Origin of the sequence: Accumulibacter sp., from assembly GCF_032229525.1 — a bacterium.
Taxonomy (GTDB): Bacteria; Pseudomonadota; Gammaproteobacteria; order Burkholderiales; family Rhodocyclaceae; genus Accumulibacter.
This window is the reverse complement of record NZ_JAVTWB010000100.1, coordinates 1,196-13,098: the sequence shown is the minus strand read 5'-3', so window position 1 is coordinate 13,098 and position 11,903 is coordinate 1,196. Positions and strand designations below refer to the sequence as shown.

Annotated in this window: 8 protein-coding genes; 3 read left to right on the top strand and 5 right to left on the bottom strand. The window is 65.2% G+C overall.

Going from position 1 to position 11,903, the window contains the following annotated elements; genetic code table 11:
- Nucleotides 1–591, bottom strand: a 591-nt coding sequence (gene plsY / locus RUW20_RS06015) for a glycerol-3-phosphate 1-O-acyltransferase PlsY (protein ID WP_313951293.1), incomplete at its 3' end; no start/stop codon positions are given.
- A gap of 128 nt (nucleotides 592–719) precedes the next feature.
- Here plsY and RUW20_RS06010 point away from each other — a divergent pair.
- Entirely contained in the window at nucleotides 720–1,076 is a 357-nt protein-coding gene (locus RUW20_RS06010) for a dihydroneopterin aldolase (RefSeq protein WP_313951292.1), read from the top strand.
- Between the two features lie 46 nt (nucleotides 1,077–1,122).
- On the opposite strand, the gene RUW20_RS06005 is transcribed toward RUW20_RS06010, so the two are convergent.
- The 4 genes from RUW20_RS06005 to RUW20_RS05990 form a co-directional block, all read right to left on the bottom strand.
- Nucleotides 1,123–3,387 (bottom strand): TonB-dependent receptor plug domain-containing protein, encoded by a 2,265-nt coding sequence (locus RUW20_RS06005; RefSeq protein WP_313951291.1) that lies wholly within the window; start codon nucleotides 3,385–3,387, stop codon nucleotides 1,123–1,125.
- Nucleotides 3,388–3,637: 250 nt separating this feature from the next.
- A complete protein-coding gene (locus RUW20_RS06000) occupies nucleotides 3,638–4,285 on the bottom strand; it encodes a hypothetical protein (RefSeq protein ID WP_313951290.1) in 648 nt (215 codons plus the stop codon).
- A 94-nt stretch (nucleotides 4,286–4,379) separates the two neighbouring features.
- On the bottom strand, nucleotides 4,380–6,467 hold the full coding sequence (locus RUW20_RS05995) for a M1 family metallopeptidase (RefSeq protein WP_409559316.1): 2,088 nt from the start codon (nucleotides 6,465–6,467) through the stop codon (nucleotides 4,380–4,382).
- Entirely contained in the window at nucleotides 6,464–7,696 is a 1,233-nt protein-coding gene (locus RUW20_RS05990) for a ChaN family lipoprotein (protein ID WP_313951289.1), read from the bottom strand. The genes RUW20_RS05995 and RUW20_RS05990 overlap by 4 nt, the downstream gene beginning before the upstream one ends.
- A gap of 283 nt (nucleotides 7,697–7,979) precedes the next feature.
- On the opposite strand from RUW20_RS05990, the gene RUW20_RS05985 reads away from it, so the two are divergent.
- Together RUW20_RS05985 and RUW20_RS05980 are read left to right on the top strand one after the other, a co-directional pair.
- Nucleotides 7,980–10,064 (top strand): molybdopterin oxidoreductase family protein, encoded by a 2,085-nt coding sequence (locus RUW20_RS05985; protein WP_313951288.1) that lies wholly within the window; start codon nucleotides 7,980–7,982, stop codon nucleotides 10,062–10,064.
- A 156-nt stretch (nucleotides 10,065–10,220) separates the two neighbouring features.
- On the top strand, nucleotides 10,221–11,903 hold a 1,683-nt coding region (locus RUW20_RS05980; protein ID WP_313951287.1), incomplete at its 3' end, for a PAS domain S-box protein.

Here is an 11,903-nt window from a genome sequence, read left to right as displayed (position 1 = left end):
CTCGGTGCCGGCCATCAGGCGTTGCAGGTTCTGCCAGTGCTTGCCGACCAGAGCCATCGAAATAACCGCGACGGCCAGGACGATGCCATCCTTTCCCCACGCCAGCAGAGCGAAAACGGGCGCTGCCGTGGCCGCCACCAGCGCTGCCAGTGACGAATAGCGCAAGGTGAAGGCGACCAGCAACCAGGCGCCAAGGGTCGCCAGGCCCAGCCACAGGTTGATCGCCAGCAACACGCCGGCAGCCGTAGCAACGCCTTTGCCACCCTTGAAGCCGAGAAACACCGGGTACAGGTGACCGAAAAAAACCGCCAGCGCGGCGAGTCCGACGGCGTAGCTGGGCAAACCGTACTGCGGCGCATAGTGGCTGGCGAGAAAGACTGCCAGCCAGCCTTTGGCGGCGTCACCGAGCAAGGTGAATATCGCTGCCCCCTTGTGACCGCTGCGCAGGACGTTGGTCGCCCCGGGGTTCTTGGAGCCGTAACTGCGCGGATCGGCGAGGCCGAAGAGACGACTGGCGATCAGTGCGAAGGAGATTGAACCCAGCAGATAGGCAGTCAGGACGCCAAAAATGGTGAGCAGGGTGGGCGGCATGGGGGCGTGATCGGGTGGTCGGTGCTGCTCTGGGTTAGTGGGTTAGTGGGTTAGAATGCGCGCACTGTCGTCGTGCTTCGGACTTTGCGACGGGCAGGCCATTTTACACCGACCTGACGTAGCGCCGTATGGACATCATCTTCATTGACCAGCTTCGTGCCACCGCGCTGATCGGCATCTATCCGCGCGAGAAGGCGATGCCGCAGACGGTCGAAATCTCGCTGCAGATCGGCACCTCAACTGCCAGCGCCGGCGCCAGCGACGATATCCGCCACACCATCGATTACGCAGTGGTTACCGAGCGCCTGCGTGCCGAGCTGGCCGCCCGCCAGTTCAACCTCCTCGAGCGGCTTGCCGAGTACGTGGCGACGCTGCTGCTGGAAGACTTCGGCGCCACCTGGGTACGAGTGTCGATCGCCAAGCTGGGCATGATGCGCGGCGTGCAACGCGTCGGCGTGATCATCGAACGCGGAGCCGCAGCCTGACTTGCCGGGTTTGCCTGATGCAGCCGCGAATCCGCGCGGCTGGCGATCAGAAGCGCAGATTCAGTCCGGCATAGATCGAGCGCCCGCTGCCCGGAACCGCGGTCCCGTAGACCATCGGGCGCTGACCGAGATAGGCGCCACCGAGTGGCGATTCGTAGAACCTGTCGAACAGGTTTTCGATGCCGACGTCGACGCGTAACTGCTTCCATTCATAGCTGCTGCGCAGGTTGAGCAGGCCGTAGCCGCTGGTTGCCAGCTCGTTGCGCACCTGCGACACCTGGGTCTTGGCGTCGACCAAGACCCCTTCGATGGTGTTGGTCCACGCTCCCGAGCCTTGCACCAGCGCCAGCTTCGCGTTCAGGGGCATGATGTGGTACAGATTGTCGTCGGTCTGCGAGTTCCGTCCGCGCACGTAGCTCAGCACCCCGGTCATCGTCACGCTGCCGAGCGCGCCGCCTTCTAGCAACGGCAAGCGCGCGCTGGCATCGGCGCCGTACAACCGCGCTGTCTGATTGGCGAACTGCAGGTAGACGAAGTTGTCGGTGCGTGTCAGGTTGCTTCCCTGGCACGGCGACATGCCGCTACCGCCAGAACAGCGAACGGCATCGACGTAATCCTGCACGTAGGTGTAGTAGGGCGTGACGCTGAAACTCCACTGCTCGCGTGCCGCGTCGTGCCAGGCTGCCGTTGCGCTGACGGTATGGGCCACTTCCGGCTTCAGGTTGACGTCGCCGACGTAACCGTTGCCGTCACCGAACCAGTTGACCATGTTCATCGCCATCGGGTTGTTGGTCGACCAGGCGTAACGCTCGTAAAGGTTCGGCGAGCGCGTCTTGCGCGCGTAGCCTGCCTCGTAGCTTTGTTCGGCAGCTGGGGTGAAGCGCAACAGCGCCGCCAGGTCAATGTTGTGGTCGGTTTTCTGGCGATCGAGGGCGTTGAAGGCGCCGGGAATCGACGCTGGATTTGCCGGATTGCCGTAAAACGGGGTGTTGTAACCCTGCACATCGCCGCTATCCATCCACACCGTGCTGCTGCGTAGCCCGAGCTGCGACAGCCATTGCCGATTCCAGCTGGCTTCCCATTCGCCATAGACGTCGAAGCGGTCGCGCTGGCCGTCGTTGATGTTCCAGAAAGTCGAGCCCTTCATGCCCGCCATCGGCATCGCCACCACCGGCGAGATCGGATCCCACCAGTCGTTCAGCCGGTATTTTTGGTATTCACCACCAAGCCTGAACAAGTCACGCTCGGAGGAGATGATCTCCGCCTTGAGCCGGACGCCGGTGGTCTTGCCGTGCGTATCCATCGGCATGCCGGCCAGGTTCTGCAGCGGACCACTGGTCTGCAGCTTGTCTTCAAGGAAGTTCATCGTATGCCGCGTGTCTTCGTGATACGCGCGGGCCTCGAGAGAACCCCAGGCATACTGGCCGAGGTAGCGGCCATTGACCTGCTGGCTGGTGTTGTCGGTCAGGTCCATGCGTTGATTGGGAAAGCCTTGATACGGAATATGCTGATAGCCGAACTTGAGCTCGAACAGATGTTCGGCGCGGCGCAGTGCGAAGCTCAGCAACTGGTTTTGTGACTTGAACATCGACGATCCCACCACGTCGCCGGCGAGCCACTCCGTCGTTCCATCCGACAGTCCGGCGGCTTTGAAATTGCCCCCGGCGACGGTGTTGTCCGCCTGCGTCGTCGAGCCGGCGTAGCTGAGGCTGAGCATCTCATTGGCGATCGTCGCCGCGAGATTGGCGCCGCGAGCATTGCCATTGCTGCGATAGAAAGCACCCGCCCGGCCTTTGAGCAGCTTCTCTTCGCCGGCCTTGGCAAACTCCGGCGCTGCCGAGCTGACCTGGATCGTTCCGGCAATGCTGTCGCCTCCGGCGCTGACCGGCGTGACACCGGCGAACAGCGCCACGCTGTCGACGTTGGTCGGGTCGATATACGACAGCGGCGGGTTCATGTGGTTGGCGCACGATGAGACCAGATCCATGCCATCGACCTGAATGCGGATGCGGTCGTCAGCCAGGCCACGAATCACCGGCAGGCTGGAAACGCCACCAGCACCGTAGACGCTGACGCCGGGCAGTGCGTCGAGCAGCCTGGTGCTATCGCTGGTCGATGCCCGGTAGGGCGCTATGCTCGCCGCGTCGAGGCGCCTGCTGTCCAGTGGCTCGCCGCTTTCGATGCGCGACGCATTGACCACCACCTCCTTCATTAGCGGTGTCGCCGCAGCTTCCTGAGCGACGGCGCATTGCCACATACCTGGTAGCGCCAATGCCACGGCGACGGCGATCGGTTTCCTGACCCACTTCATGGCCAACGCTCCCTGAATGTCTTTCTGATGCGAGGCATTCTAGGGACTGATGCGGCAGCGCGGAATGTGGCAAATCGCCGCACAAAGCCTGATTTTTGATTAAAATCAAAAGATTGCCGTGGTGAGCTTGCGGCCGTAGAGGCTGGCGGGGAGGCTGGTAGGGAGAGCGCAGCGGCAGGGCGTAAGTCGGCTTGGCAGCACCTGCGCTGGCGTCAACATCAGGACACTGCTGATGTCAGCAGAATGAAACTCAGGGTAGCGTTAGGCCAACGGTCCACATCAGGCCTGCCGCGCCGAACAGCACCACCTCCGAACAGACGCGGCTATAGCAGTAACCCACCGCCGGGATGATGGCGGGTGCATAGCCGGAACCATTCATCGGGATCTTGTCCTGATACTCACCCCGGTAGCCATGTATCACGCCGGCGGTAAGCTTCAGGTAGAAGGGCTGCACCGTCTCGACCGGCCGCCAGAGCAGGCCGCTGTAGGCATACCAGGTAGACTGGCCAAAAGAATTGTCGAAACTCGCAGCGCCAAGCAGCACCTGACCCTTCAGCCACTGCTTGTCCAGGCGCCATTCAGGGTTGATCAGCGCCTGCGAATTGTCATGGTCGTCGTCTGGATGGAAGTGTACCGTGGCGACGCTGGTCTGCAGATAGAAGCGATCGCTGCGCCACGGTTCGGGTGCGTCCCAGCCCGGCGGGAAGGGCGGTGTGGCGGCGCCTTGCGCCATGACGGCGGGCACGGCCAGAGTAGCCAGCGCCAGCGCCGTGAAAGCACGGCCAACGAAGGCCGTCGCGAGGCGACGCCAGTGCCCGGCACGCTCCAGGTTGCGAGCAGGAACAGGGGGCAACGGGCTGATCGCTGCGGGACAGGAACCGCGGTGAATAGAGGTCATTTCGCGAGGGCCAAGGAACGGAAAGGCGCCACAATATCATGCCCGTGGTGTTTTGTCTGACTGCTCTGCACTCCCCGAATCGGCAGCAATCAGGCTAGCCGCCCGTCTCCTTTCGCGCTGCGCCGGCGGGTAGGTGCGTGACCGGTATCGCCTCTTCCCGTAACGGCCAGACGCCGCGCTCGAGCGCGGCGCTACCGTCGAAGACCAGCCAGCTCTGGCTGCCGTAGTGCGGCAGCGGGCGCAGCAGCGCGCGCAGGGCGGCGGCGTCGCGCGCCGAAACGACTGCCACCGGCGCCGAGCTCTGGCTGGCAACGGTCCATACCTGCGCACTTCCTCTCTGGCCGGGATCGTCTGGCCGCGGCGGCAGGCCTGCCGTCGCCAGTGCCGCATCGACATCCGCATGCAGGCCGACCAGCAATACCGGTGTCGGCGCATTGTCCAGATCGGTCAGTCGGATCTCCCGCGGTGCCGCTTCAAAAACCCGACCAGCCAGTGCGGCGGCGGCTTCGCGTACCGTGGGAAACGCCGAGGCCTGCAGCAAACGAGGCTCCCTGGCGACGATCCACTGGCGCAGGATCGGTGGCAGTTGCCGGGCGTCGAGCGATCGCCAGAGGCGCAGTTCGGGGTCCAGACGGACGCTTTGCGGCGGTCGGTCGAGCGCCAGGCTCAGCGTCTGCTGTGCGCGCAGCAGCTGCAGCGCGCGGCTTTCGAGGTGATCGCCGAAGTTCAGCTCGAGCGGCAGACGCAGCGCATAGGCCGGCGTGCCCTGGGTCACTTCGATGTCCAGACGGTAGCCGTTGCCGATCGCCGTAGCGCTGGCAGTGGCGATGCGCAGCGCTGGCGCGCCGTCGCGTGACAGCCACTGACTGAAAAAAGCGGCCAGCGATTGCCCGGAAGCCTGCTCGAACGCCTGTTGCAAGTCGTTCCAGCTGGCCACCCGGAAACGCTGCTGTTGCCAGAAGCCCTGCACTCCGCGCTGAAAGCTTTCCGTGCCGATGAGCTCACGCAGCATCACGAAAACCATCGCCGCCTTGCCGTAGCCCACCGCCGCCGCCGCGCCGTGCGTCCGTGAGCGAAACGAAGCCAGCGTCTGCCGGCTGCCCGGCGGCAATGCCGCGAAGTCGCGTAGCCAGCCGAGGCGCACGGCACGCGCAGCGTCCGGCGGCTCGCGCTCCTTGAAGGCGTAATCGGCCATGAAGGTGGTCAGGCCTTCGGCCCAGTTGCCACGCGCGTAGTCGACGTAGACGCCGTTGCCCCACCAGTTGTGGAGGATTTCATGACCGAGCGAGGTGGCGCGAATGAAAGGCAGCTTGAGTACCTCGACGCCGAGATAGGTCAGCGTCGGCATACCGAAGCCAGTTGGTAGGGGGCTGGCGACGACCGAAAAGCCACTGAACGGATAAGCACCGATCTCTTTCGCATAGTGCGCGAGGTGCGCCGCTGTTTCGTCAAGATAGCTGTCGGCCAGGCCGGCGATCTCGTCCAGTTCGCGCGTGAAGTAGGTACGCAGGCGCAGCGGCTCGGCGCCTTCCCGCGGCATCATCTTTTCACGAACGATCCACGGCCCGGCCATCAGGTCGATACCGTCGGCCGGATGCGCGAACCTGAAGCGGGCACGATAGCGACCGCCAGGCGCTGCCGGGATTTCCTCGTTGAGCAGGCGGCCGGCGACCAGCGCTCGCTGATCGCCGGGCACGCTCAGGCTGACTTCGTAGCTGAATAGCGTGGCGGGTTGCGGATACCAGGCACCGCCGGAGGGCAGAAAACTCCCTGCGGGCGCCGCCATCGGCGGTAGCTGGCGCAACACCTGGCGGTGATCCAGGCGCGCGTCGAGGGCTGGCAGCGTGCCCTGGTACTCGATCCGCAGCGTCGCGCTGGCGCTTGGCAGGCGCGCCAGCCAGACGCGCAAAGGCCCTTGTCGCCCGGCAGCGGTGATTACCAGCGGGCGACCGTCCACCGACGCCGCCTTGATGCCGAGCGATTCGTGCAAGGCAAAGCGAAAGCTCCGCACGCCAGGGGTCACGGTGGCCACGATGTCCAGACGGCGGCTGGCCGGATCGAGATCGACCTCGAGCGCCAGATGGGGCGTCGGCGCGCCGGCCGCTATTGCTGCCGGTACAGTCATTGCCAGAAGCACCAGCAGCTGCAGCGCCAGCCGCCGCACGCTTCCTGCCACGCTCATCGCGAGGCCGGGAATTTGATCACCAGCTCAAGCGTGCTGCCGGCGCGTTCGATCTGCAACGGCAGCCAGGTTCCCGGTGGCTGCTGCCGTATCGCCTGCAACAGCGACGCGAGGTCGGCAAGCGGCTGGCCGGCGATGTCCACGATCCGGTCGCCGTCCTGCAGACCGCTGCTCTCGGCCAGGCTGCCCTTGCTCACGCTGGCGATCAGCACACGTCCTTCCCGGCTTTCCAGGCTGACGCCGAGGCGAGGCGGCTGGGGTGGCCGCTGTGGCATGGTCGGCACCGCGAAGACCGCGTCGGCCAGCCCGGGTCGGAGTTCATCGCAAGGGGTATCCGCCGCCATCGGCAACAGCACGCCGATCGACTGAACGCCGAGATCGCGCAGTTGGTGGGGCACGCCATGGCCGAAGCGCAGGTGGCCGCTACCCATGATGCCGACGACCAGGGGTCGGGTGCCAGCGGCCGATGACGTGGCCTGGCGGGCGAGCACTTCGGCCATCGCCCGGTCCCAGGCGAGTTGCGAATCGACGAAGTGGGCAAAAGCCGCATCGCCGGCAGCCGCCTTGACCGGCTTGCCGCGCATTTCCGCATGTTGTTGATAGACCTCGAGCAGGAATTTACGGTAGGCCGCCGTCGCCGGCGCCGCCTGGCCGACACCTTCGCGCTCGGCCACTGGTACGGCATTCCAGCCCTGGCTGGCGATCTTCCGCGTCAGCTGCTGGTCGATATTGAGCGCCAGCATCGGGATCCGGTTCAGCCGCGCAAACTGGAAAAGCGGCAGGTAAAGTTCCGGCGGCACCTTCCACACCTTGTCCCACTCCGACTGGACAAGGAACTCCTTGACGCTCAGTTCACCGGCCACCCAGCGGTCGAGTACCGCTTGCATGCGCCGCGGAAACATCTCGAAGCCGATGACCATCTCCGGCCGCTGCGCGTGCAAGCCGGCCAGGACCTGCAGTTGCCACTGGTGATGGTCGGCGTCTTCATGCTGCTCGCCGAGCAGGACGACGTCGCGTCCGACCTGTTGCGCCACAACCCGCTGGCTGCTGGCGATCTGCGGCTGCCGATCGACAAACACCGTCCAGCTGGCTGGCGCAAGACAGGCGCTGGCCGGCGACGGTTGCCGCGTGGCGGCGATCTTGTCCGCCGCCAGGGCGCCGAGAACGGTACTGGTGATCGTCGCCAGCAGCAGGGCGAAAATCACTTGGGGGCGGGATGACTTGGCCATGACTTACCGTGAAAGTCGCCTTCGCGACTCACGAATCTCCCTTCTCCCCAGCGCGGGTCGGGGATGAGGGAAACGGACATGACTTTCATTATCGGGGGTGTCCCGACAGTTCATGATCGTTTGGGATCCGGAGGCGAACAGGTCGCATGGGGGCATGATAGGCCAGAAAGCGGCCGTTCCGGCAGTCCGTCGGTCCAGCCCGCCGTCGGCGCGTCAACGGAGGTCGCTCGAACGCCCGGAAGCTGCTATCGTCCGGCGATCGACAACCGCCCGGGAACGCGCCATGGCCCAGTCCTCGTCTGCTTCTGCCGCAACGCATACCGTGCGCGGCGCCTGCCCGCACGATTGCCCGGATACCTGCGCGCTCGAAGTCACCGTCAGCGATGGCCGCGTCGTCAAGGTCGCCGGGGCGGCCGACCATCCACCGACCGCGGGTGTGCTATGCACCAAGGTCGCCTTCTACCCCGAGCGCATCCATCACCCGGACCGGCTGCTCTATCCCCAGCGCCGGGTCGGCGCCAAGGGTCCCGGTGCCCGCTTCGAACGTATCTCGTGGCAAGAGGCGCTGGCAGCCATCGCCGAGCGCTTTCGCCGCATCGCCACCGAGCACGGCGCCGAAGCCATCGTTCCTTACAGCTACGCCGGCAATTCCGGCCTGCTCGGCTACGGTTCGATGGACCGCCGCTTCTTCCACCGCCTTGGCGCCTCGCAACTCGACCGGACAATCTGCGCCAGCGCCGGCGCCATGGGCTATCGCGGCACCATCGGCGCCAGCGTCGGATTTGACGTCGAAAACGTCGTCGACGCGCGGCTGATCATCATCTGGGGCAGCAACAGCGTCGTCTCCAATCTGCACTTCTGGCGTTTGGCGCAGGAGGCCAAGCGGCGCGGCGCGCGTCTGATCGCCATCGATCCCTGCCGTACGGCCACCGCCGACAAATGCGACCAGCACATCGCCTTGCTGCCGGGTACCGACAGCGCGCTGGCTTTCGGGCTGATGCACGTGTTGATCCGTGACGATCTGCTCGATCACGCCTACATCGCCCGTCACACCCTGGGTTTCGATGCGCTCAGGGAGCGCACGCTGACCTTCACGCCAGCACGGGTGGCGGAGATCTGCGGCATCAATGAAGCCGAAGTCGAGCAACTCGCGCACGACTACGGCAGCATCGGCCCGGCGGCGATCCGCACCAACTACGGCATCAATCGCACCGCGGGTGGCGGCATGGCACTGCGTGCAGTGTCGTGCCTGCCGGCGCTCACCGGCGCCTGGCGTCACCCCGCCGGCGGCGTGCTGCTCTCCAGCTCGGGTAACTACCCGGTCGATACCGCTGCCCTCGAGCGACCGGACCTGATGCCGGCGCCGACGCCACGGATGATCAACATGAGCACCATTGGCCACGACCTGCTGCGCGCGCAGCCGCCGATCAAGGCCTTGTTCGTCTACAACAGCAATCCGCTGGCCATCGCGCCGGATTCGGCCGAGGTGGTGCGCGGCTTTGCCCGCGACGACCTGTTCACCGTCGTCCACGAGCTCTTCCAGACCGACACCGCGGATTACGCCGACATTCTCCTGCCGGCCACCAGCCATATGGAACAGCTCGACATCCACAAGTCTTACGGGCATCTGCACATCCAGGTCAATCAGCCGGCCATCGCAGCGCTGGGCGAGGCGCTGCCGAACACCGAGTTGTTCCGCCGCCTGGCCCGGGAGATGGGTTTCAGCGAGTCGTGCTTTGCCGACTCCGACGACGATCTGTGCCGCCAGGCTTTTGATTGGGACGATCCGCGCATGTCTGGCCTGTCGTGGGAGACGCTCAAGATCGCAGGCCACGCCCGCCTGAACCTGCCGCGCGGGGCGGCGCCCTTCGCCGAAGGCGGCTTCCCGACGCCCTCCGGGAAATGCGAGTTCTACAGCCAGACGATGGCCGGCGAAGGCGTCGACCCGCTGCCCGATTTCATCGCCCCGCGCGAATGGCGGCAGAGCCCGCTGGCGAGCGAATTCCCGCTGGCGCTGATCAGCCCGCCGGCACGCAATTTTCTGAACACCAGTTTTGCCAATTCAGCGCGTTTCCTGGCGCAGGAAAAGTCGCCGGCGGTCCATCTTCATCCCGCCGACGCCGCCGCGCGCGGTATCCTCGACGACGCGCCGGTGCGCATCTTCAACCGCCGCGGCGAATTTCACGCCCGCGCCGTCGTCAGCGACCGCGTACGCCCCGGTGTCGCCATGGCCACCTCGATCTGGTGGCGCAAACTGTCGCCCGACGGCCGCAACTGCAATGAAGTGACCAGTCAGGCGCTCACCGACATGGGCGGTGGCGCGACCTTCTACGACTGCCTGGTCGAGGTTGCCCGACGAGTCGCTTGATCGTGCCGGTCGGGCGGCGCATCATCCGGAGACGACCCTGAGGGTTTGCCCGGTGGAGCTCATGAGTCAGCCATTTGCCACTATTGCTGCAATGCGTCGCTCAGCGAGGCCAGCACGTAGATCGTCGGTTGCGTATCGCCTCATGGCGGCGCGCGGGTGAAGCCGGCCGCCGCACTGCGGCCGCTCGGCGCAGGAATACGCGTCTGGCTGCCCACCTTGCTGGCCGTGCTGCTGGTACTCGTTGCCACACAGCTCGTCGTACGCTACGCGCAGCAGCGCGAACTGGAAGACGAAAGAAGGGACGTACTCAACCGCCTTTCCGCGCTGCGAGCGCGGCTCGAAGGGGTGGTGAACGCCAATCTCTCGCTGGTGAATGGCCTGACGGCGGTGATCCAGAGTCGGCCGGATATCGATCAGGCGGGCTTTGCCAACGTCGCGCGTGGTTTGGTGGACGGACGCCACGCCCTGCGCAACATCGCCGCCGCACCGGATATGGTGCTTTCCCTGATGTATCCGATGGAAGGTAACGAGGCGGCGCTGGGACTGGATTTTCGCACCGATCCCGTGCAAAGCGAGACCGCCTTGCGTGCGCGGGACAGCCGCGAGACAGTGATTGCCGGCCCGCTCTCTCTGGTGCAGGGGGGCGTTGGGATCATTGCCCGCCAACCGGTGTTCCTGGCTCCCGCCACACCGGATGGAGAGCCGCACTTCTGGGGCCTGGTGTCGGCGGTGATCGACGTCGACAGGCTCTACAGCCACGCCGGCCTGCACGCCCCCGATCTTGATCTGCAGGTGGCGCTGCGCGGAACCGACGGCAGCGGCGCGAATGGGCCGGTGTTCTTCGGCGACGAGAAGCTGTTCAGCGCCGAGCCGGTTACCGCCCAGGTTCTCTTGCCCGGAGGAGGCGTCTGGCAGATCGCCGCCGTTCCAGTGGCGGGCTGGGGCCGGTCCGACGAGAGCCTGGTTCTTATCCGCCTGATGGGTCTGCTCGCTGCGCTGCTGGTCGGGGCGACGACTTATCGACTGGTGAGCAGCGCGCGGACCCTGGCCGCTCAGAGCGCTCGACTGAATACCCTGGTCAACACCATTCCGGATCTCGTCTGGCTGAAGGATGTCAGAGGCGTGTACCTAGCCTGCAACCCCCGTTTCGAGCGGTTCTTCGGCGCACGCGAGGCAGAGATCAAGGGCAAGACCGATCATGATTTCGTGCCTGCCGAGCTGGCCGATTTCTTCCGCGAAAAGGACCGTGCTGCCATCGCCGCCGGCGGCCCCAGCGTCAACGAGGAATGGGTGACCTTTGCCAGCGATGGCCACCGGGAGCTGTTGGAGACGATCAAGACGCCGGTATACGACCAGCGAGGTGGCGTCCTGGGAGTGCTGGGGATCGCCAGAAACATCACCCAGCGCCAGCTGGACGAGACCGAGTTGCGTCGGCAGAAGGATCTTCTCGATCGCACGGGACGCCTGGCCAGGGTGGGCGGATGGGAGTTCGAGGTGTCTACCATGCGCGGCTCGTGGAGTGACGAAACGGCGCGCATCCATGACCTCGAACCTGCGTTGGGGGTCGACGTGGCGCAAGGTCTAAGCTTTTTCCACGGCGAATCGCGCCGCATCGTCGAACAGGCTGTGCAAGGCGCCATCGCTAGCGGCCAGCCCTATGATCTGGAGGTGGAAATGATCAGCGCCAAGGGCGCCAGAAAATGGGTTCGCACCATGGGCCTGCCAGTGTTTGAAGGCGGGACGGTGGCGCGCCTGCAAGGCGCCATCCAGGACATCAGCGAACGCAAGCGCATGGAGGACGACATCCGGCAGCTCAACGCCGATCTGGAGGCGCGGGTA